Source organism: Paraburkholderia silvatlantica, assembly GCF_003096715.1.
Classification (GTDB): Bacteria; Pseudomonadota; Gammaproteobacteria; order Burkholderiales; family Burkholderiaceae; genus Paraburkholderia; species Paraburkholderia silvatlantica.
The window spans coordinates 119746-140600 of the sequence record NZ_QEOL01000025.1 but is presented as its reverse complement, the minus strand read 5'-3'; the positions used below and the strand labels follow the sequence as shown (position 1 = coordinate 140600).

Annotated in this window: 16 protein-coding genes, 2 tRNA genes and 1 pseudogene; 13 read left to right on the top strand and 6 right to left on the bottom strand. The window is 64.7% G+C overall.

All coding sequences use genetic code 11. The features are described from left to right. The first annotated feature begins 12 nt into the window (after window positions 1-12). The 3 genes from C7411_RS28430 to C7411_RS28420 all read left to right on the top strand — a co-directional run bounded on the left by C7411_RS28430 (window position 13) and on the right by C7411_RS28420 (window position 2479). A complete protein-coding gene (locus tag C7411_RS28430) occupies window positions 13-912 on the top strand; it encodes a LysR family transcriptional regulator (protein WP_110387872.1) in 900 nt (299 codons plus the stop codon). A gap of 222 nt (window positions 913-1134) precedes the next feature. Next, window positions 1135-1446, top strand: a complete 312-nt coding sequence (locus C7411_RS28425) for an antibiotic biosynthesis monooxygenase family protein (RefSeq protein WP_110387871.1) — start codon at window positions 1135-1137, stop codon at window positions 1444-1446. Window positions 1447-1465: 19 nt separating this feature from the next. Further along, complete coding sequence (locus C7411_RS28420) at window positions 1466-2479, top strand: zinc-binding alcohol dehydrogenase family protein (RefSeq protein WP_110387870.1); 1014 nt, start codon at window positions 1466-1468, stop codon at window positions 2477-2479. 132 nt (window positions 2480-2611) lie between these two features. On the opposite strand, the gene C7411_RS28415 is transcribed toward C7411_RS28420, so the two are convergent. From C7411_RS28415 to C7411_RS28405, 3 genes are all read right to left on the bottom strand, one after another. Further along, window positions 2612-2839: a hypothetical protein gene (locus C7411_RS28415; protein WP_042263805.1), complete on the bottom strand. Its 228-nt coding sequence runs from the start codon at window positions 2837-2839 to the stop codon at window positions 2612-2614. 304 nt (window positions 2840-3143) lie between these two features. Continuing rightward, window positions 3144-4442 carry an MFS transporter gene (locus C7411_RS28410; RefSeq protein ID WP_110387869.1) on the bottom strand — a complete coding sequence of 433 codons (1299 nt, stop codon included), beginning with the start codon at window positions 4440-4442 and terminating at the stop codon, window positions 3144-3146. A gap of 42 nt (window positions 4443-4484) precedes the next feature. After that, window positions 4485-5960 carry a mannitol dehydrogenase family protein gene (locus C7411_RS28405; RefSeq protein WP_110387868.1) on the bottom strand — a complete coding sequence of 492 codons (1476 nt, stop codon included), beginning with the start codon at window positions 5958-5960 and terminating at the stop codon, window positions 4485-4487. 136 nt (window positions 5961-6096) lie between these two features. Between C7411_RS28405 and C7411_RS28400 the strand changes: the two genes are divergently transcribed. Genes C7411_RS28400 through C7411_RS28390 form a run of 3 tightly spaced genes read left to right on the top strand, consistent with a single transcriptional unit; the run spans window position 6097 to window position 9120 of the window. Beyond that, the gene (locus C7411_RS28400) at window positions 6097-6828 is read left to right on the top strand and encodes a GntR family transcriptional regulator (RefSeq protein WP_110387867.1); all 732 of its coding nucleotides are present in this window, start codon (window positions 6097-6099) and stop codon (window positions 6826-6828) included. A 19-nt stretch (window positions 6829-6847) separates the two neighbouring features. After that, complete coding sequence (gene manD, locus C7411_RS28395) at window positions 6848-8056, top strand: D-mannonate dehydratase ManD (protein ID WP_042263798.1); 1209 nt, start codon at window positions 6848-6850, stop codon at window positions 8054-8056. 35 nt (window positions 8057-8091) lie between these two features. Continuing rightward, complete coding sequence (locus C7411_RS28390; protein WP_110387866.1) at window positions 8092-9120, top strand: Zn-dependent oxidoreductase; 1029 nt, start codon at window positions 8092-8094, stop codon at window positions 9118-9120. A 16-nt stretch (window positions 9121-9136) separates the two neighbouring features. Here C7411_RS28390 and C7411_RS28385 read toward each other — a convergent pair whose 3' ends face one another. Further along, the gene (locus C7411_RS28385) at window positions 9137-10015 is read right to left on the bottom strand and encodes a LysR family transcriptional regulator (protein WP_110387865.1); all 879 of its coding nucleotides are present in this window, start codon (window positions 10013-10015) and stop codon (window positions 9137-9139) included. A gap of 121 nt (window positions 10016-10136) precedes the next feature. On the opposite strand from C7411_RS28385, the pseudogene bla reads away from it, so the two are divergent. Beyond that, window positions 10137-10999 (top strand): annotated as a pseudogene (gene bla, locus C7411_RS28380) (class A beta-lactamase); the annotation flags it as partial. 164 nt (window positions 11000-11163) lie between these two features. Further along, complete coding sequence (locus C7411_RS28375; RefSeq protein WP_110387863.1) at window positions 11164-12897, top strand: methyl-accepting chemotaxis protein; 1734 nt, start codon at window positions 11164-11166, stop codon at window positions 12895-12897. A gap of 83 nt (window positions 12898-12980) precedes the next feature. On the opposite strand, the gene C7411_RS28370 is transcribed toward C7411_RS28375, so the two are convergent. Next, window positions 12981-14402 carry an aldehyde dehydrogenase family protein gene (locus C7411_RS28370; RefSeq protein WP_110387862.1) on the bottom strand — a complete coding sequence of 474 codons (1422 nt, stop codon included), beginning with the start codon at window positions 14400-14402 and terminating at the stop codon, window positions 12981-12983. Window positions 14403-14503: 101 nt separating this feature from the next. On the opposite strand from C7411_RS28370, the gene C7411_RS28365 reads away from it, so the two are divergent. The 4 genes from C7411_RS28365 to C7411_RS28350 all read left to right on the top strand — a co-directional run bounded on the left by C7411_RS28365 (window position 14504) and on the right by C7411_RS28350 (window position 18594). Beyond that, the gene (locus C7411_RS28365) at window positions 14504-15451 is read left to right on the top strand and encodes a LysR family transcriptional regulator (RefSeq protein WP_110387861.1); all 948 of its coding nucleotides are present in this window, start codon (window positions 14504-14506) and stop codon (window positions 15449-15451) included. Window positions 15452-15789: 338 nt separating this feature from the next. Beyond that, window positions 15790-18012: a TonB-dependent siderophore receptor gene (locus C7411_RS28360; RefSeq protein ID WP_243413379.1), complete on the top strand. Its 2223-nt coding sequence runs from the start codon at window positions 15790-15792 to the stop codon at window positions 18010-18012. Between the two features lie 143 nt (window positions 18013-18155). Next, window positions 18156-18240: transfer RNA gene (locus tag C7411_RS28355), tRNA-Leu, on the top strand. A gap of 278 nt (window positions 18241-18518) precedes the next feature. Continuing rightward, a tRNA-Ala gene (locus C7411_RS28350) sits at window positions 18519-18594 on the top strand. A 109-nt stretch (window positions 18595-18703) separates the two neighbouring features. Here the strand turns inward: C7411_RS28350 and C7411_RS28345 are convergent. Next, window positions 18704-19204, bottom strand: a complete 501-nt coding sequence (locus tag C7411_RS28345; RefSeq protein WP_110387860.1) for an Lrp/AsnC family transcriptional regulator — start codon at window positions 19202-19204, stop codon at window positions 18704-18706. A gap of 195 nt (window positions 19205-19399) precedes the next feature. Between C7411_RS28345 and C7411_RS28340 the strand changes: the two genes are divergently transcribed. Then, complete coding sequence (locus C7411_RS28340) at window positions 19400-20416, top strand: 1-aminocyclopropane-1-carboxylate deaminase (protein WP_110387859.1); 1017 nt, start codon at window positions 19400-19402, stop codon at window positions 20414-20416. Window positions 20417-20855 lie beyond the last annotated feature (439 nt).

Below are 20855 nucleotides of genomic sequence, written 5' to 3'. Positions count from 1 at the left end.
ACGCGACGGTACATGATCAGACTGGAAGACCTCGTCATTTTTATCAGTGCGGCGGACAACGGAAGCCTCTCGGCAGCCGCGCGCCAACTCGATCTCACGCCCGCTGTGGCGAGCGTGGGCCTCAAGCGCCTCGAAACGGAACTCGGCACGCGCCTGCTCGCACGCTCCACGCGCAGCCTGCGCCTCACGCCGGACGGCGAGCGCTACCTCGTCTACGCGCGCAGCGTCATGGAGCAGGTGGAGGCCGGCCAGAACGCCGTGGCGCATGGGCGCAAGATGATCGGCGGCACGGTGTCGCTGTCGATTCCCTCCGACCTCGGGCGCAACGTGCTCGCGCCCTGGCTCGACGACTTTCAGGCCCAGCATCCTGCGGTATCGCTCCAGGTGCATATTGGCGACCATGTGACCGACATGTTCCGATCGCCGGTTGCCGTGGCGGTTCGCTACGGCGTGCCCGAAGATTCCTCCCTCGTGGCGCTGCCGCTTGCGCCCGAAAACCGGCGCGTGCTGTGCGCCGCGCCCGGCTATTTCGCGCGTCACGGCAAACCCGCGACGCCTGCCGATGTCTCGCGCCACAACTGTCTGCGCTTCGCATTGAGCGACATGCTGCACGACCGCTGGACCTTCTACAGCGGCGACGAAGCGAGCGTCGTGAACGTGCAGGGCAACCGCAGCAGCGACGACGGCGAACTCGTGCGCCGCTGGGCCGTGGCGGGTCAGGGTCTTGCGTACAAGTCGCGTCTGGACGTGCTCGCCGATATCAAGGCGGGCCGACTCGAAACCGCGCTCGACGCGTTTCGGGGCGAAGGCGCGCCGCTGCATCTCGTCTGCGCCCACCGCACGATGCTCTCGCCGACGGTGAACGCACTGCGCGATTTGCTGCGCGATCGCATTGCCGCGTTTCTTGCCTGACTCTTGCCTGACGTGTGATCGCGCAGCAAGTCCGCTCGCTGGTCCGATACCCGGGCCGATCGTCATCAGGGCCGGCCCGCGTTCGCCTTTCCCATCGCCCCGCCGCTCGATCGCTCCCTCGATCTTCAAAGCTGCTTTGAAGCTGAATTCGCCGTTTGCCGCTATGCGCGCCGAGCGCACTGGCCGATTATTCGTACCAGCACGAACGGCACGGAGGCTTGAATGATCGTCGCGATAGGCCGTTTTTATCTGCGAACAGACAAGATTTCGCATTTTGAGGCGGCCTGGCTGCGCGTATGCCCGCTGCTTGTGAACAAGCCGGGTTATCGCGGGCACCGCCTCGGTCCGCAGTGCGAAGACGAAGGCTGCTACGTGCTGGAAGTGGAATGGGACTCCCTCGACGCGCAGAGCGCGTTCATGATGCACGGCGACTTCCAGACCTTCCTGCACGCGCTATGGCCGTACTTCTCGGCCGACCCCGACCTTTATCACTTCGCGCCCCTCGTTCAACAAAGCCGGTTTCCCGCAATTTGACTGCCCGGAGGTATTCACGATGAAAGCGATTGGTTATTACCGCAGTCTCCCCATCAGCGATCCCGAATCGCTGATCGATCTCGAACTCCCCGACCCGCAGCCGGGCCCGCGCGATTTGCTCGTTGAAGTGCACGCGGTGTCGGTGAACCCGGTCGATGCGAAGGTGCGCGCGCGCATGGCGCCCGAAAACGGCGAGCCGAAAGTGCTCGGCTGGGACGCGAGCGGCGTCGTGCGCGCCGTGGGCCGGGACGCGACGCTCTTCAAGCCGGGCGATCGCGTGTGGTATGCGGGCTCGCTGCTGCGCCCGGGCACCAACAGCGAATTGCACGTAGTGGACGAGCGCATCGTGGGCCGCATGCCGCAAAGCTTGAACTTCGCCGAGGCGGCCGCGCTGCCGCTCACCGCCATTACGGCGTGGGAGTTGCTGTTCGACCGCCTCGGCGTGGCCGAGGGCACGGTGCCGTCCGGCGACTCGCTGCTCGTGATCGGCGCGGCCGGCGGCGTGGGTTCGGTGCTCGTGCAGTTGGCGAGCAAGCTCACCGGCCTCACGGTGATCGGCACGGCGTCGCGGCCCGAAACGTCGCAGTGGGTGAGCGAGCTGGGCGCACATCACGTCATCGATCATACGAAGCCGCTTTCGCAGGAACTCAAGCGTATCGGCATGGAGGGCGTGGACTATATCGCGAGCTTGAATCAGACCGACCGTCACTTCGACGAGATCGTCGCCTCGATCAATCCGCAGGGGCATGTCGCGCTGATCGACGACCCGGATCTGTTCGATTTCCGCAAGCTCAAGACGAAGAGCGTGGCCCTGCATTGGGAGTTCATGTACACGCGTTCGATGTTCGGGACGAAGGACCAGATTCAACAGCACCGCCTGCTCGACCGCATGGCTTCGCTCATCGACGAAGGCGTGTTGCGCACGACCCTCAACGAGAGCTTCGGGACCATCAATGCGGCGAACCTGCGCCGGGCGCACGAGTTCGTGGAAAGCAACCGCTCGCGCGGCAAGCTCGTGCTCGAAGGGTTTTAAATAGCGCGGTTTGCTACTCAACCGCACAGAAGAACGCGCAATCGAATCGGCCGTGCTCACGACCCGCCGGAAGCGGTCGCGCTTGTTGCCTGAATGGCTCGACGGCAAACCACGCCGTCGAGCGCGAGCGCGTCAGCGCGAAGTGTCGGGGCGTTTCCAGTGCGCGTTGGCGTGCTTGTCCGTAATGCGGACCTTGGCCAGCAGCGGCTTATAGCCCCGCAGGACGATCTCGCTGATCGCGAGAAGCTCGGAACGAAAGATGTTCTCGGCGAATTTGCTGCCGTCCGCGAACTCGAGGGCGTAGCCATCGATTGGCCCCCATTGGCCTCTCGGTAACGGTTCGATATACACGTCCATCATCAATCTCCATTGAATAACAAGCGAATAAGAAGCGTCACTGGTTTCAGTCTATCGCAGTGAAGGACAACTTCCCTGCGGGTTTTCGGCACCGAAATTGGCTTGTTGTTCAATGGCTTACGTGAGGTCTTTCACGATAAGAGAAGGTCTCCTTCCATGTGCAATTGCCGGCCTGCCTCCGCAAACGCGGAATTTGCATACACCGGGCGCGCATTGCACGATATGAAAGAAGCGCGGGCCCGTATTCACTCCGGCTCGCGATGCCGATATGACGTCGCCGCCCGCGCACGCGCTGGTTACGCGCTGGTTACGAATACGCCTTGTCAGTGAGAGTCGCGCTCTTGCGGGCGTCGCGAATGAAAATTGCCGAGAGCACCGCGCCAGTGAGCGCAACCACGCCGGCCAGCGCGAACGCCGTGGCGAACGAACCGCTGCGCTCCACCAGAAAGCCCGTCACGGCCGGCCCGATCACGCCCGAAAGGCTGCCCACGCAGTGCATGCAGCCGCTCACGCTGCCCACCCTGGCGGAATGCACGACGTCTTGCACGATTGCCCAGTAGAGCGCGCCCGTCACATAGAGCAGGAAGAGCGCAATGGACATCAGCGCGATGGCCGCGGCAGCCGTATGCACCAGGCCGGCCACGCCCACGCACACGCCCGTCGCCGCGAGGCAAGTGGAAAGGACGAGCTTGCGGGAGAGCATGAGCTTGCCGGTCCAGCGGAAGATCGCATCGGAGATCGCGCCGCCCGCCGCGAGGCCAACGGTGCCCACGAGCCAGGGCACGACGGTGGCGAGACTCATCTCGCGAATGTTGAGGTGATGCGCCTGCACGAGATAGCTGGGGAACCAGCTCAAAAAGAAGAACAGCACGTAGTTATAGGCGAAGAACGCTACGGCCGTCGCGATCACGAGCGGCTGGCGCAGCCATGCCGAGAGCGGCGCAGCGGCGCCCTCGGGCACCATGTGGGCCGTATGCGCAACGCTCGATCCCCGCCGCGCGGGCTCGGCTTCGTCGAGCGTGCTGACGAAGCGGCTCTCCGAAGGACGGTCGGCGGTGAGCAGCATCCATGCGACGCACCATACGAGGCCAATCGCGCAGATGATCCAGAACGCCGGACGCCATCCGAAGCTGATCGCGAGCAGCCCGATCACCGGGCCGGCAATCGCGCCGCCAAGCGGCGATCCGGCGCTCAGGAGTCCCATGGAGGTCGCCGCGATGTCGCGCGGCATCCAGTTGTTGACCATCTTGTTCGCGCCTGCGCAGAGCGGCCCTTCGGCCATGCCGAACAGCACGCGCAGCACGAGCAGGCTCGCGAAGCCCACGGCCACGGCCGTGAGCCCGCAGAAGATCGACCACAGCCCGACCGCGAGGACGTACACGATCTTCGGCCCAAGCCGGTCGCTCGCGATGCCGCCCACGAAATTGAAAAGCGCATAGCCGACGAAGAAACTGCTGAACACGATGCCCATCTGCGCCGCATCGATGCCGAGGTCTTTTTGAACGAGCGGTGCCGTGATCGAGAGCGCGACCCGGTCGAGGTAGTTGATGCCGTAGACGAGGAATAACAGGAATACGGTTATCCATCCCATCGTGCGTTGCTTCATGTTCTGTCTCCAGTCTCTAAAGATATCGGCACGCGTGCGGCTTCAGGCCGGCGCGGGGCAAGCCAGCAGCGCGTTCGTGCCGTGCCGGCGCAGCGATTGCAGATGCTGGGCGAGCCGCTCGGCGAAGGCTTGCGGCCAGGGCGTCGCGCCAAATACGCTTGCGTGCGAGAGTGCGGCTTGCACGGCGTCGAGCGCCGTGCCCGCGCCGCGCAACCTCGCAGCGAGCGCGGGGGCGCCAGGATCGCTTACGGCGAGCGGCATGCCCGCGTCGCTGCGTTCGGCCGCGAGGTAGTGGAGCCAGGCGGCGAGCGCGCGTTCGAGATGGGGACGCTCGATACCACGCACCAGGCTCTCGCGCAGCGCGGGTAGCCAGCGCACCGGCACTTTCTGCGTGCCGTCCGTTGCGATCTGGCTGGTACGGTGCGCAAGCGTTGGGTTGGCAAAGCGCGCCAGAAGATCCTGGCAATACGAAGCAACGTCGAAGCCCGGCGGCACCGTCACGGTGGCGAGCAGGTCCTCGATCATCAGCGCGCGTACGAAGGTGGCCATGGCGGGATCGTTCATTGCATCGGAAACGGTTTCGCGCCCGCGCAACTGGCCCACGTACGCAATCGCCGAATGCGAGCCGTTCAGGAGGCGCAGTTTCATGGCCTCGTACGGGTGCACATCGCGCGTGAGCAGCGCGCCCGCGTCTTCCCACGCGGGGCGCGGGCCGCTGAAGCGGTCTTCGATGACCCACTGGCTGAACGGCTCGCATACGATCGCGGCTTCGTCGCGCAGGCCGAGTTGCGCGGCAGCCGCGTCGAGCGACGCGGGTGTGGCGGCCGGCACGATGCGATCGACCATCGTGTTGGGAAACGCGATCGTCTCGCCGATGCGGCGCGCGAGCGCCGGGTCGAGCTGCTCCGCATACTGGATCAGCAGTTTGCGCAGCGTGTCGCCGTTGGCCTGCATGTTGTCGCAGCAGACCACCGTGAGCGGCGCGCTCGCCGGACGGCTGCGGATGCCCGCGGCGAGCACGCCAAGCGTGGTGCGGGGCGCATCGGGTGTCATGAGGTCGTGGCGGATGGCTGGGTCGCCGGCGTCCAGGTCGCCGCTGGCGGGCGCGACGCTGTAGCCCTTCTCGGTCACGGTCAGGCTCACGATGGCCACACCGGGGTCCGCGATCGTGTAGAGCACCCGGTCCATCGCCTCGGGTGCGTAGAGCGAGCCGCGCAGCGCGCCGACCACGCGGCTCGCCGCCACCTCGCCGCTGCGCTCGGTCACCGAGTAGAGGTGGTCCTGGGCGGCCAGCGCCTGCGGCACGCGCCGCTCGCGCAGGCTCACGCCGACGATGCCCCAGCGCGTGTCGCCGCGTTCGAGCAGCGTTTCCGTATAGAGCGCCTGGTGCGCGCGATGAAACGCACCCAGCCCGAGATGGACGATGCCGGGGCGCACGCGCCGGCGGTCGTATCCCGGTTGGCGCACAGTCGCCGCAGCGTTTGATAGTGAGCGCTCACACAGATGCGATGTTGTCATTGCCGTGTACCATGGTACTTTAGTGAATGACGGAAGCTTAGTCCGATGTTATATCTCGTTTTATCGGGGTTAACGCTATGCGGTTGCCGATAAGCGAATTTGCTACCATGGTACAAACAGATCCCCGTTATCCCTTATGAGCCAGACCGTCATCGAACCGCAAGAGGACACCGTCCTCGCCGCACTGAGCGGGTTCGTCGCCAATCCCGATACTTCCTATCGCCCGCAGGTGCATGCCTTCCTGCGCGACGTCATCGTGCGTGGCGCGCTGCCGCCGCACGCAAGCCTCTCAGAAGCCGCGATCGCCGAGGCGCTGCAGGTGAGCCGCACGCCGGTGCGCGAAGCGCTTGCCCAGCTCGCCGACGAACACCTCGTGAACATCTACCGCAAGGTCGGCACGATCGTCGCGCCGATCTCCGTTTCGCAGCTCGAAGAGGGGCGCTTCGCGCGCAGCACGCTCGAATGCGCGAACCACGTGCAGCTGGCCCAGACCATCACGCTCGACCAGCTCTCGGAGTTCGGCCGCATCGTCGACGAGCAGCGCGACGCCGTCGCACGCGGCGACGTCGATCGCTTTTTCGATCTCGACGAGCTGATGCACCGGCGCCTCTTCGAATTCGCGGGCCGCCCGCATGTCTGGGAAATGCTGCAGCCCATGAAGCGCCAGTTCGACCGCGTGCGCTGGCTGCTGCTCGATCGCGTGGCGGACCATGCGCAGCGCGCGCTGCGCGAGCACGAGCTGATCCTCGCGCAAATGGCCTCGCGCAACTTCGCGCAACTGGGCGCGACGGTGGCGAGCCATATCGACCGCGTGGGCTCGCATCTGCCGGAAGTGCAGGCGCGCGTGCCCGACTATTTCGTCGAATGAAAGAGAGTGGAGAGAGCCATTGAAGATTGAACGGTTGCAGACGATCGTCACCTGCCCCGGCCGCAATTTCGTGACCGTGAAGATCGTGACCGACGAAGGCGTGTACGGTCTCGGCGACGCGACGCTCAACGGCCGCGAACTGGCCGTGCGCGCGTACCTCGAAGATCACGTGTTTGCGTGCCTCGTGGGCCGCGACCCCCGCAATATCGAGGACATCTGGCAATACCTCTATCGCGGCGCGTACTGGCGGCGCGGCCCGGTCACGATGACGGCGATCGCCGCGATTGACATGGCGCTCTGGGATATCAAGGGCAAGCTCGCGAACATGCCCGTGTATCAGCTGCTGGGCGGCAAGAGCCGCGAAGGGCTGATGGTCTACGGCCATGCAAACGGGCGCGACCACGAGGAAGCCATCGACGCGGTGCGCCAGCATGTGGAGGAGGGCTACCAGGCGATTCGCGTGCAGTCGGGGGTGCCCGGTCTCGACAAGGTGTATGGCGTGGGCAAGGTCAAGGGCGAGTACGAGCCCGCCCAGAAGGGGCTGCCGCCCGAGGAGCCATGGGACACGGCGCTCTATCTGCGCCATACGCCCGAACTCTTTCGCAAGGTGCGCGAGGCCGTGGGCTTCGGCCCGCATCTGCTGCACGACGCGCACCACCGCCTCACGCCCATCGAAGCCGCGCGCCTTGGCCGCGACCTCGAGCCGTATCGCCTCTTCTGGCTGGAGGACGCGACACCGGCCGAGAACCAGGAAAGTTTCCGCCTGATTCGCAGCCACACCAGCACGCCGCTCGCGGTGGGCGAGGTGTTCAACTCGATCTGGGACTGCAAGGACCTGATACGCGAGCAGCTTATCGACTATATCCGCGCGACCATCGTGCACGCGGGCGGCATTACGCATATGCGCCGTATTGCCGACTACGCGGCCATGTACCAGGTGCGCACGGGCTTTCATGGCGCCACCGATCTTTCGCCGGTCTGCATGGCCGCCGCCGTGAACTTCGGCCTGTGGGCGCCGAACTTCGGCATTCAGGAACTGATGCCGCACAACGCGCTCACGAATGCGGTGTTCCCGCATCAGTACCGCTTCGAGAACGGTTTCCTCGTGATGGACGACGCGCCGGGGCTCGGCGTGGACATCGACGAGACGCTGGCCGCGAAGTATCCCTATGAACGCGCCTATCTGCCGGTCGCCCGTCTGCGCGACGGGTCGATGTGGAACTGGTAAGCCTATCTGATCAAATAGACATGGAAGCGTCTGCTATGTTGAGCGTCGTCGTCGATCGACCGAACAGCCTCGCCGTGCGCGAGCTGCCCATGCCCACGCCCGCAGCGGCAGAGGTACGTGTGCGCGTGCGTTATGCGGGCATCTGCGGCTCGGACCTGCACATCTATCGCGGGCACAATCCGTTCGTGACGTACCCGCGCATCATCGGCCACGAGTTCGTGGGCCGCATCGAGTCCGTGGGCGAGGGTGTCGATGCCGGGCGCGTGGGCGAACTCGTGGCCGTCGATCCCGTCATCAGCTGCGGGCATTGTCACGCATGCCGGATCGGGCGGCAGAATGTGTGCCGCAATCTCGTCGTGCTGGGCGTGCATCGCGACGGCGGTTTCAGCGAGTATGTATGTGCGCCCGCGCGCAACGCGTACCGCATCCCCGAGCGTATTGCACAATCGTGCGCGGCAATCGTGGAGCCTTTCGCCGTGGCGGCGAACGTCACGGCGCGTACTGGCGTGCTGGAAAGCGACGTTGCGTTGATTTATGGCGCGGGCACCGTGGGGTTGACGATCCTGCAAGTGCTCAAGCGCGTGTACGGCGTGCGCGCGTTCATTGCGGATCAGCTCGACGAGCGGCTCGAGCTCGCACGCAACTGCGGGGCGCAAGCCGACGAAACGATCAACACGCGCAACGAGCCGCTTGCCGACGCGCTGCGCGCGCGCGGCGTGGAAGACGGCCCAACGCTGATTTTCGACGCGGTGGGCCATCCGTCCATTCTCGAAGAAGCGGTGCGGCTCGCGGCGCCCGCAGGACGTATCGGACTGCTTGGTTTTTCGTCGACGCCTTCGGCCATCGCCCAGCAGGAGCTGACGAAAAAGGAGCTCACGTTGTGCGCCTCGCGCCTGAACTGCGCGATGTTCCCGACCGTGATCGACTGGCTGGAGCGCGGCCTCGTCACGCCGGAATCGATCATCACGCACAAGGTGGATTTTCGCGAGGTGAGCCGCGCGTTCGAGCTGGCGGAGCACAAACCGCGCGAAACCTGCAAGGTATTGCTCGATTTCGGCGCGTAACACGGCAATCGCGCAATCACGCGTCCTCGCCGCTGCCGGCTTCCTTCACGAGCCATTGTTTGAACGCGCGCATGGCGGGCGTCGCTGTCTTCCCCTTTTGCGACGTGAGCCAGTAGCTGCCTGCCTGCACTTCGATATCGAAGGGCCGCACGAGCCTGCCCGCCGCGAGATCGCGCTCGAACATGGAAGCCGGGGCGAGCGCGATGCCCGCGCCCTGCATCGCTGCTTCCACCATGAGCCGCGACGAATCGAATACGGGCCCGCGCACGGGGCGCGGCGCGAGCCCGGCGGCTTCGAACCAGAGCGCCCAGTCGTCGGCGCGATACGAGCGCAGCAGTTTTTTGTCGGCGAGATCGGCGGGGCTCCGTAGACCTTGTGCGATGTCGGGTGTGCAGAGCACGGTGAGCGGCGCGTCGAACAGCTTCGCGGCGCGCGAACCGGGCCAGGTGCCGTCGCCGAACCGGATGGCGAAGTCGAGGCCTTCGCCCGCAAGATCGACGAGATTGTTGTTCGTCTTGATGCGCAGTTCGACGAACGGGTGCGCGTCGTGAAACGACTTCAGGCGCGGCATCAACCATCCCACCGCGAAAGTGCCCACGGCGCCCACGGTCAGCATCTCGTGAAAGTGGCCGCCTTCGAACTGCCGCAACACGGCTTCGATGCGGTCGAATGCGTCGGTGAGCACGGGGCGCAGCGCGAGACCTTCGTCGGTGATCGCGAGGCCGCGCGGCAGACGCTTGAAGAGCGTCGCGCCAAGCCGTTCCTCGAGCGTGCGGACCTGCTGGCTCACGGCCGCCTGGGTGACGTTCAGCTCGCTCGCCGCGCGTGTGAAGCTCAAGTGCCGCGCCGACGATTCGAAGGCACGCAAGGCATTGAGGGGCAGATGCGTTCGCATGATCAAGCCATAAGTTTTTCTGGGGCAAGGCGCAATTTATCATCGTTTGTCGCTACACGGAGAACACGCGATAGTGGCGGCTCTTCAAGGAGAGGTCATGATCACGCGGCGTAGATTCACGATGACGGTACTAGGCGGCGCGATAGCTGGCGTTGCATCTCAGGCGTTCGGCGCGGGCGCTGCGAGCACGACGAACGCGACACCAACGGGCTCGCTCGAAAAGCCGCTCGCCGCCATCGAGGCGCAGGCGGGGGGCCGGCTCGGCGTGGCGATGCTCGATACGGCGAACGGACACGTGCGCGGGTGGCGCATGCAGGAGCGCTTTCCGATGTGCAGCACGTTCAAGGTATTGCTCGCATCGGCCGTGCTGACGCGCAAGGATCACGGCAAGGAGGACCTGGCCCGCAAGATCGTGTATTCGCCTGCGCAAGTCGTGTCGTATTCGCCGGTGAGCGGACCGCGAGCGGGCAGTGAGGGCATGACGGTTGCCGAGCTGTGCGAGGCCGCGCTCACGCGCAGCGACAACACGGCGGCGAACCTGCTGCTGGAAAGCATCGGCGGCCCTGCGGCGATCACGGCTTTCGCGCGCAGCATTGGCGACCCGGTAACGCGCCTCGACCGCAACGAGACCACGCTCAACGATGCGATCCCAGGTGACCCGCGCGATACGACCACGCCCGCCGCCATGGTCGCGAACCTGCGCGAATTGCTGCTGCGCGAGCGCCTTGCTTCGGTATCGCGCGAGCAACTCATTGCATGGCTCGTCGCCAACAAGACTGGCGACGCGCGTTTGCGCGCCGGCTTGCCGAAGGACTGGCGCGTAGGCGACAAGACCGGCACTGGCGATCACGGCACGGCAAACGATGTGGCGATTATCTGGCCCACCGGGCGGGCGCCCATCCTCGTCACGGCGTACCTGACGGGCGCGACGCACGCGAGTCCGTCGCAGCGCGATGCGGCGATCGCGCAAGTCGGAGTAGGGGTGGCGAGCGTCTAGTTCAATTGATACGGGATCCTTACCGTATGAAAAAAAGACCGATCGTTCGTTTGCCGTTTGCTTTCCTTACGTATTGTTATATTTGCAACATTGATTTAATTTTTGGGCGTCGCGGTCGTCAATAGGGGTGACCTCTCACTACGGCGTCCCCATGTCATTTCTTACCAGAATCAAAATCGGTCCGCGTCTCGGCGCGGGCTTTGCCATTGTGTTGCTCCTGCTCGGCGCAGTGGGCGGGATCGGGCTTCTGCAGGCATCGCGCATATTTGCCGGCACAGAGGAAATCGGCACGAACTGGCTGCCTAGCGTCGAGACGCTAGGCAACATGCGCAATCAGGTCCAGGACGTGCGTCGCACGTCGCTGCGCATGCTGATCGCCAGCGACGCCAGCGAGAAGGCCTCGCTGCACGACCTTCATTCCCGGATGGTCGGCCAGTTCGGCACGACGTTCGACAGCTATTCGAAGCTGGTCTCCTCGGCTGAAGAGCGCCGCATGGCCGATTCGATCGGCGCCGCATGGTCTCAGTACTTGGACGACGACAAGAAGATCGAGGCCCTGGTCATGTCCGCCGACGGTGGATCGCCGGATGCCCGCGCTGCGGTTTCCTCCGCATCGGCGAAGTCGTTCACGGCCATGATGGATCTCATCAACCAGGACGTGACCCTCAATCACAACGGCTCGACCGCGGAAGTCGCCACGGCGAAGGCCGCGTACCACGGCGCGGTCGCCTGGACCATCGCGCTGATCGTGATCGCCATCGGCTTGGGCGCCACGATCGCGCTCTTCATCACACGTTCGATCACGGGCCCGATCGCCCGGGCCGTGGACGTGGCCGAAACGGTGGCGCGCGGCGACCTGACCGCACGCATCGACGTGCAGGGCACCGACGAAGCGGCCCAGTTGCTCGGCGCGCTGCGTCACATGAACGAGCGGCTCGTCGACCTGGTGGGCCGCGTGCGCACGGGCAGCGAAGGCATTGCGACGGCTGCCGCGCAGATCGCGGCGGGCAACACGGACCTGAGCCAGCGCACCGAAGAGCAGGCCGCTTCGCTCGAAGAAACGGCGGCGAGCATGGAAGAGCTCACGGCAACCGTCAAGCAGAACGCCGACAACGCGACCCAGGGCAACACGCTGGCGGGCCAGGCTTCGCAAACGGCCACGCGCGGCGGCGAAGTGGTGGGCCGCGTGGTGGATACGATGCGCGACATCGCGAACAGCTCCGAGCAGGTCGCGCAGATCATCTCGGTGATCGAAGGCATTGCATTCCAGACCAATATCCTCGCGCTCAACGCGGCCGTGGAAGCGGCGCGCGCGGGCGAACAGGGCCGCGGTTTCGCGGTGGTGGCCGGCGAAGTGCGCACGCTCGCGCAGCGCAGCGCGACGGCGGCGCGCGAAATCAAGGAACTCATCGGCGTATCGGTCGAGCGCGTGAACAACGGCACGGCGCTCGTGGACGACGCGGGCCGCACGATGGGCGAGATCGTGCAATCGGTGAAGCGCGTTGCCGACCTGATGAACGAGATTTCGGCGGCCTCCGGCGAGCAGCGCACCGGCATCGAGCAGGTCAATCAGGCCGTGACGCAGATGGACGAAGTCACGCAGCAGAACGCGGCGCTCGTCGAGGAGGCGTCGGCGGCAGCGCAGTCGATGTCCTCGCAGGCAGCGGCGTTGCGCGAGCTGGTATCGGTGTTCAACATTGGCTCGGCGGGCCGTGCCGCAACGGCAAACGTTGCACCGGCGGCGAAGGCCGTTGCGAGCGCAACGGTCAGGCGTCGCGCACCTTCGAGGCCCGCGCCCGTGCGTGCCGCCGTCGCACCCGCTCCGAAGGCGGACCGCCGCGAGCCGGCAACGGCAACGTCCGACGACGATTGGCAGACCTTCTGATGTAGTCCGCTAAAAGCACAGTTCAAACGCCCCGGTTAGCAGCGCAACCGGGGCGTTTGTATTCTGATGCGGTGAGTGCCGCATCAAAACATGCCGAGTGTGGACTTCGGCTCCAGAAACGCTTCGATCCCGAAGGTGCCGTACTCGCGCCCGATCCCCGATTGCTTGAAGCCGCCGAACGGCGCAGCCGGCTCGTGCGTGAGCGTGTTGACGAGCACGCGGCCGGCTTCGATCTGAGCGGCCACGCGGCGCGCACGCGCGATATCGGGCGAGACCACGTAGGCCTGCAGGCCATAAGGCGTATCGTTGGCGATCTCGACGGCATGTTCGGTGTCGCGATACGCGATGATCGAAAGCACCGGGCCGAAAATCTCCTCGCGCGCGATGGTCATGTCGTTCGTCACGCCGCTGAACACGGTTGGACGCACGAACCAGCCCGACTCGATGCCTTCGGGCCGTCCCGCGCCGCCCGCAATCAGGCGTGCACCTTCGTCGATGCCGATGCGGATATAGCGCTGCACGCGCTCCCATTGCTTCTGGCTCACCATCGGGCCGACGCTCGTGCGGGTGTCGCGCGGATCGCCCGCTTGAATCTGCGCCACGGCGTTCACGACGCGCGCTTCGAACTCGACGAGCCGCGAGTGCGGCACCAGAATGCGCGTGCCCGCAATGCACGCCTGCCCGCTGTTCATGAAGCCGGCCTGCAGCGCGAGCGGCACGGCTTCGTCGAAATTCGCGTCGTCGAGCACGATGACCGGCGACTTGCCGCCCAGTTCGAGCGTCACGCGCTTGAGCGTTTCGGCGGCCGTGCGCAGAATCGTCTTGCCGACTGCCGTCGATCCCGTGAACGAAATCTTGGCGACGTCGGGATGTTCGGCGATGCGCGCGCCCACGGTGTCGCCGCGGCCCGTGACGATGTTGAAGAGGCCCGCAGGCAGGCCCGCCGAATGTAGCGCCTCGGTCACGATGTGCGTCTGGATCGCGCTCATCTCGCTCGGCTTGATGACGGCCGTGCAGCCCGCAGCGAGCGCCGCCGCGAGCTTGCCGCAGATGAAGCCCGCGTCGCTGTTCCAGGGCGTGATCAGCCCGGCGACGCCCAGCGGCTCCATGGTGACCTCTGCCGTGCCCGCGCGCCGCGTGAACGCATAGTTTTCCAGCGTCTTCGCGGCGTCGCTCAGCACGTTGGAGGCGTGCTGCGCCATCCAGCGGCCGCGTGAGACCGGCGCACCGTACTCCTCGATGATCGCTTCGAAGAGCGCGTCTTCGCGCGCGACGACGGCCTCGGGCAGCGCCATGAGCATCTCGATGCGCTGTGCTTTCGGGGTGCGCGAAAACGCCGGGAACGCGCGTTTCGCGGCGGCGATGGCCGCGTCAGCATCCGCCGCGTCGGCGAGGCGCACGCGACCGATCACGGTCTCGGTCGCGGGGTTGAAGAGGTCGAAGTATGCTTCGCCGTGCGGCGTGACGAACGCGCCGTCGATATAAATCTTGTCGATGATCTGCATGGCTGCTCCACGAAGCGTGAGTCGATGAGGGCAAGATAGACGCTCGGCATTGCGTTGACTAGCCGTACAATGGCGCATGACCTGTTGAGCGATTTGGGACAATGAAAACATCGGGCCTGGTGGAACTCGAAGCCGTGCTGGCCGTGGCGCGCCATCGCAGCTTTCGCGCGGCGGCAGACGAACTGAGTGTGTCGACCTCGGCGCTCAGCCACGCGGTGGCCGCGCTCGAAGCGCGCATCGGCGTGCGGCTCTTCAACCGCACGACGCGCAGCGTGGCGTTGACGGAGGCCGGTGCGCAATTCGTGGGCAGCGTCGCGCCCGCGTTGTCCACGATCCGCGAGGCGCTCGACCAGGCGGGGAGCTTTCGCGACACGCCTTCTGGCACGCTGCGCATCAATGCTTCGGTGGGCGCGGCGAAACAGGTCATGCCCGTGTTGATTGCTTATCTGCAGCGCTATCCCGAGATGAAGCTCGATCTCGTCACGGAAGGGCGCCTTATCGACATCGTGGTCGAAGGCTACGACGCCGGCATTCGCCTGGCCGAAACGGTGCCGCAGGACATGATCGCCGTGCCTTTCGGCGATCGTCAGCGATTCGCCGTGGTTGGCAGTCCGGAATACTTTGCCCGGCACGAGCGGCCACGCACACCCGCCGATCTCAAGTCGCACCGCTGCATACGCAGCCGCATGCCGAGCGGGCAAATCTACCAATGGGAGTTCGAGCGGCGCGGGCAAGCCGTGCGCGTGGACGTGGAGGGCGCGTTGACGCTCGACGAGCCCGATCTCATGCTCGCAGCGGCGCGTGACGGACTCGGCCTCACCTATTTGACCGAGTGGAACGTGAACGCCGATATGGAGGCAGGCACGCTCGTGCGCGTGCTGCAGGACTGGACGCCTCCGCTCGACGGACTCTGCCTCTACTACCCCGGGCGGCGGCACGCGCCGGCGGGATTGCGCGCGCTGATCGAGACGATTCGGGAACATGCCGATGCGGTGCGCGAGCGCGCGCCGGCGAAGAAGGGCCGGCGTGGGGTTGCTGGCAAGCGCTGATCGTCGCGCACGCGATCATTGTCGGTTCCGATTGCGACTGGCCGTCAGCATGACCTTGGCCAGGACCTCCATCTCTCTTGAAAAGAGTCGGCAGCATTCCCAATGGATGGCGTTCGCGCCCACCCTATGCCGCGACGAGCGTGGTAAGTCGATAGTGTCAGCGATTGCTGTCGCACTTACATCATCCATACACCGTTGTTGCATTTCCCCGACAAACATCAAGCCTATTCCTTAAAATAAGAATAATTCGCATTATCATCTCGGCTCTTTCGCTGATCGGGGCCGGATGGTAGCGCGGCCCGGACAGCGCCGGTTGAACGCAAAGAAGAAGGAAAGGCATGGCTTCGGGGAAGCGCGCATCGCGCACGCGCACGTCGCAAACGCGCATGTCGCAGACGCGCACGCAACAATGGCGCAGGATCTGCGCACACGCGATCATCCACTCGACGCTCGCGGCGGGCATCGCCGGCATCGCACACACGGCGCACGCGGCAGATGCCGATGCCGACGCGGCGAGCGCAGTTGCAAACCCAACCGCACCGGCCGGCAAAGCCACCCAGCTCGCGCCGGTCAAGATCATGGGCAGCAAGACCCAGGGCTACGCGCCGCAAACGGTCGAAACGGGTCAATACCGCGGCATGGATGCGCTCGACGTGCCGGCCACGGTGAACGTCGTCACGCGCTCGGTCATGGACGCCCAGGGCGACACCGGCCTCTACGACGCGCTGCGCAACGTTGCGGGCGTGACGCGCCAGCAGCTCAACGGGCTCGCGTACGACAACCTCTCGGTGCGCGGCATCCCGCTCGACAATCGCTCGAGCTTCTATCTGGACGGCCTGCTCCCCATCGACAACAACATCTGGATGCCGATGGAGAACAAGGAGCGCGTGGAAGTGCTCAAGGGGGCGTCCGCGCTGTATTACGGCTTCGGCGCGCCGGCGGGCATCGTCAACATGGTGATGAAGCGCGCGGGCAGCGAGCCGGTCACGAGCATTTCGGTGCTCGGCGACTCGAACGGTTCGATCGGCGCCGCCGCCGACATCGCACGCCGCTTTGGCCCGAGCGATCAGTTCGGCATTCGCGTGAACGCGATGGACGAGCATGTCGAAACGCCCATTGAAGGCGACCGCGGCTACCGCAAGTTCGTGAGCGCCGCGCTCGACTGGCGCGTGAACGACAAGCTCAAGCTGCAATACGATCTCGAGCACATCGAAACGCGCGTGGTCGAGCAGGCCGGCATCGCGCCGCTTGCCGCCGTGAACGGCAAGATCACGCTGCCTGCCATGCCCGACCCCTCGAAGCTGCTCGTGCCAAACGACAGGCCGACTACGGCGAGCGCCACGTCGCAGCTCGTGCGCGCCGACTACGCGTTCAACGACCACTGGAGCGCGATGCTCTCGCTCGGCCAGTCGATCACGCGGCGCGACCGCTGGGCCTGGGTGTTCCAGAAGTACAACGTCGCGACCGGCGCGGGCACGCTGCAAGGCAGCCGGCAGTTTGGGCAGATGTACGAGAACAAGAACGTGCGCCTCGAAGTGAACGGCGACTTCAGGACCGGACCGTTCACGCATACGGTCACGACGGGTGTCGTGCAGAACTGGCTGTTTCAGCCGGACTTCGCGACGTACACGTATACGGCGGCGCAAAATCTCTACGATCCCATCGACATCACGACGCTCAAGCAAAGCGGCAGCACACGGCAGTTCTACGCGCAGCACGTGCGCAACAGCGGCGTTTATTTGTTCGACCAGATCGACATCACGGCGCGCTTGCAGGTCGTGGCCGGCGTGCGCCGCTCGGAGTACATGACCTCGCAGGCCGGTACGCCGAACTCCGATATCAACCATACTTCGCCCTCGGGCAGCATCACCTACCGCATCACACCGCAGACGAGTGTCTACGCGAGCTACGTCGAAGCGCTCGAATCGGCGGGCAGCGCGCCGGCCACGGCCGTCAACGCGAACCAGATCCTGCCCGCGGCAGTGAGCCGGCAGCAGGAGGTGGGCGTGCGCACGCGCCTCGCCGGCAATACGCTCGTATCGCTTGCGCTCTTCAACCTCAAACAGGCCAGCGCCGGGACAAACGCCGACAACGTCTATGCGATTGACGGCAACGCGCGTTATCGCGGCGTGGAGTTTTCGGTGCAGGGCGATGTGACGAAGGACGTTTCGCTCACTGCATCGACCGTCTATCTCGACGCAAAGCAGATCGATTCTTCCGATCCGACGCTCGTCGGCAAGACGCCGGAGAATACGCCCCACGTCACGGCGAGCCTGTTCGCCGAATATCGCGTGCCGGTGCTTGCCGGGCTTTCGGTGAATGGCGGCATCTACTACGTGGGGCCGCGCCAGGTGAACAACGCGAACCAGGCACAGATTGGCGGCTATACGCTGTTGAGCGCAGGCGCGCGTTACGCGACGCGCGTGTACGGCAAACGTGTTTCGGTGCAGGCGAATCTGGAGAACGCAGCCAACCGGCGCTACTGGAGTGCGGCGGGGTCGAATCAGCTGGGCGTGGGACTCGGACGCACGCTTGAATTGACTTCAACGCTGGAGTTTTAAGCGTCGGCGCGGGGCTTCAAAAAATCTTCGCGCAGGGCTTCAAAAATGCGCGACGAGTCGATACAATGGCGACCCTTCGAGCCCATGAGGCGAGAGTGGACGGGATCTGGCAGGATCAGGCGAGTCCCGGGTCGTACTGGAATGCCGACGTGGTGAAATTGGTAGACACGCTATCTTGAGGGGGTAGTGGCGAAAGCTGTGCGAGTTCGAGTCTCGCCGTCGGCACCAAAGTTGAATCGGGTATCGTGCGCTGGAACGGCGTGGCGATACTGGAACGAATGGCGTTCGCGTGCTTCTGCTGCGAATGGGGCAAGAGAGCCGGCTCATAAGCCGGCTCTTTGCTTTTGCGGTTAATCGTAAGGACTCCAGCTTAGTTTCAGGCGGGCGCGAGAGGGTGCTTGCGAGGTCGCGCGTGCGGCGTATATAATCGCCGCTCTTCGAGCAGGTCCGTCAGCTGACATTGCTCGATTCTGCGCCATCCCACTGGCGCAGAAGCCGTTCTGAATGGGGGTATAGCTCAGCTGGGAGAGCGCTTGCATGGCATGCAAGAGGTCAGCGGTTCGATCCCGCTTACCTCCACCAACAGAACGCGTGGCCTTCGGGCACGTTGCTTCATCATCCTGATTCATTTCCCACGCGCCGCAGCGAAATTCACGCATCCTTTTCGAGGGACGCGCATTCGCGCGCGCTGTCACAGCGGCAATGCGTGCGTCGACAGAATCTCCTTGAGCACCATGAAGCTGCGGACCTGCCGCACGCCCGGCAAGTACAACAACTGCTCTGCATGCAGCTGGTTGAAGCTTTCGTTGTCGCGCGTGCGCACCAGCATGAAGTAATCGAATTCGCCGGTCACGACGTGGCATTCCACACAGCCTGAAACTTTCTGGGCCGCTTTCTCGAATGCGGCGAACGCTTCGGGTGTAGAGCGGTCGAGCACGAAGCCGATCACGACCAGCATGCCTGCGCCGAGTGCCTTCGGATCGAGCAGCGCGACGATTGCGCGTATCAGCCCCAACGCCTTGAGCCGTTCCACGCGCCGCAGGCACGCGGGCGCGCTGAGCTTCACCTTGGCCGCGAGGCTGACATTGGAAATCGATGCGTCCTGCTGCAAATGCCTGAGGATCGCGCGATCGATGCGATCCAGTGCGGGCGGCTCATTCGGCGCAGGGGAGGAATGTCTGGTTAATTTCATTGCGTCCTTTACTTATTTCGAAAATTAAAAGTTCTCTAAGTTCAAAACTCATGCTTTAAACGTAGGTTGCCGATATTTTTTTAGCAAGCTCATTTCGCGGCAACCCGCCTAACATTTCTCCATCGCGTTGTGCGTTCCACGCGCGCACCGACCGTTGACCACGTCCCGCATGAGCCGACCTCCCGGAGATATTCGATGAACCTCCAGCGTTTCCCCCGTTATCCACTCACGTTCGGACCCACGCCCATCCAGCCGCTCAAGCGCCTGAGCCAGCATCTCGGCGGCAAGGTCGAGCTCTACGCGAAGCGCGAGGACTGCAACAGCGGACTCGCGTTCGGCGGCAACAAGACGCGCAAGCTCGAATACCTGATTCCCGACGCGCTCGCTCAAGGTTGCGACACGCTGGTCTCGATTGGCGGCATCCAGTCGAACCAGACGCGGCAGGTCGCAGCCGTCGCTGCGCATCTCGGCATGAAGTGCGTGCTGGTCCAGGAGAACTGGGTGAACTATTCCGACGCCGTCTACGACCGCGTAGGCAACATTCAGATGTCGCGCATGATGGGCGCGGACGTGCGGCTCGTGCCAGACGGCTTCGACATCGGCATTCGGCCGAGTTGGGAGGAGGCGCTCGAGAGCGTGCGCGCGGCGGGCGGCAAACCATACGCGATTCCGGCGGGCTGCTCGGAGCATCCGTTCGGCGGCCTCGGTTTCGTGGGCTTTGCCGAGGAAGTGCGGGCGCAGGAGGCGCAACTGGGCTTCAAATTCGACTACATCGTCGTGTGCTCGGTGACGGGCAGCACGCAGGCCGGCATGGTGGTCGGCTTTGCGGCGGATGGCCGGGCGGACCGCGTGATCGGCATCGACGCTTCGGCTACGCCGCAGAAGACCCACGCGCAAATCACGCGCATTGCGCGTCATACCGCCGGGCTCGTCGATCTCAACCGCGATATCGGCGAAAAGGACGTGATTCTCGACACGCGTTACGGCGGCCCGGAGTACGGGTTGCCGAACGAAGGCACACTGGAGGCGATTCGCCTGTGCGCGCGGTTGGAGGGCGTGCTGACCGATCCCGTGTACGAGGGCAAGTCGATGCACGGCATGATCGACAAAGTGCGCCGTGGCGAATTCGAGCCGGGGTCGAAGGTGCTGTACGCGCATCTGGGCGGCGTGCCGGCTTTGAGCGCGTACAGCTTTATCTTCCGCGACGGCTGAGTTCAGGCGCGCGTTCGCTGGTGCGCGAGGCGGCGCCCGCCGGACGCCACGCTCTTTGACTTTGATCACGGTGTGCTGGGCGAATCGCATCGACAATGGCGCCCTACACGTCGTGGGAGGGCCGGGCCCTGTTGCCTCTCCTGCGAACTCCGCGCCGGGCTTTTTTAGCCCGGCGTTTTTTTTGGGTGGATTCGAATCGATCTAACAAGAGCCGGTCAGGTGACGCCATTCGGGCGACATCGACGCGACGGCGGAGCCGGGCTCGAGGCACAGTCGCGGTGCACGCACCAACGGGCGGAGAACCTGACGTTGTTGAAAGGCTCGCGCACAACGAGCGCTGTGTAGTGTTTGATTAACGCGGTGGGTGCCACCACAATCAAGAGGTCAGGCCGCGAACAAGCGCCGAGTGAATCACCGACTCTCGGGCTCGCGGACTGAC

What these genes read in the sequence shown, in the direction of transcription:
- C7411_RS28345 (WP_110387860.1), bottom strand. Translation starts at nt 19,204, where the DNA reads ATGAAATTAACCAGACATTCCTCCCCTGCGCCGAATGAGCCGCCCGCA.
- C7411_RS28420 (WP_110387870.1), top strand. Translation starts at nt 1,466, where the DNA reads ATGAAAGCGATTGGTTATTACCGCAGTCTCCCCATCAGCGATCCCGAA.
- C7411_RS28385 (WP_110387865.1), bottom strand. Translation starts at nt 10,015, where the DNA reads ATGCGAACGCATCTGCCCCTCAATGCCTTGCGTGCCTTCGAATCGTCG.
- C7411_RS28415 (WP_042263805.1), bottom strand. Translation starts at nt 2,839, where the DNA reads ATGATGGACGTGTATATCGAACCGTTACCGAGAGGCCAATGGGGGCCA.
- C7411_RS28340 (WP_110387859.1), top strand. Translation starts at nt 19,400, where the DNA reads ATGAACCTCCAGCGTTTCCCCCGTTATCCACTCACGTTCGGACCCACG.
- C7411_RS28365 (WP_110387861.1), top strand. Translation starts at nt 14,504, where the DNA reads ATGAAAACATCGGGCCTGGTGGAACTCGAAGCCGTGCTGGCCGTGGCG.
- C7411_RS28400 (WP_110387867.1), top strand. Translation starts at nt 6,097, where the DNA reads ATGAGCCAGACCGTCATCGAACCGCAAGAGGACACCGTCCTCGCCGCA.
- C7411_RS28410 (WP_110387869.1), bottom strand. Translation starts at nt 4,442, where the DNA reads ATGAAGCAACGCACGATGGGATGGATAACCGTATTCCTGTTATTCCTC.
- C7411_RS28375 (WP_110387863.1), top strand. Translation starts at nt 11,164, where the DNA reads ATGTCATTTCTTACCAGAATCAAAATCGGTCCGCGTCTCGGCGCGGGC.
- C7411_RS28390 (WP_110387866.1), top strand. Translation starts at nt 8,092, where the DNA reads ATGTTGAGCGTCGTCGTCGATCGACCGAACAGCCTCGCCGTGCGCGAG.
- C7411_RS28405 (WP_110387868.1), bottom strand. Translation starts at nt 5,960, where the DNA reads ATGACAACATCGCATCTGTGTGAGCGCTCACTATCAAACGCTGCGGCG.
- C7411_RS28360 (WP_243413379.1), top strand. Translation starts at nt 15,790, where the DNA reads ATGGCTTCGGGGAAGCGCGCATCGCGCACGCGCACGTCGCAAACGCGC.
- C7411_RS28430 (WP_110387872.1), top strand. Translation starts at nt 13, where the DNA reads ATGATCAGACTGGAAGACCTCGTCATTTTTATCAGTGCGGCGGACAAC.
- C7411_RS28370 (WP_110387862.1), bottom strand. Translation starts at nt 14,402, where the DNA reads ATGCAGATCATCGACAAGATTTATATCGACGGCGCGTTCGTCACGCCG.
- C7411_RS28425 (WP_110387871.1), top strand. Translation starts at nt 1,135, where the DNA reads ATGATCGTCGCGATAGGCCGTTTTTATCTGCGAACAGACAAGATTTCG.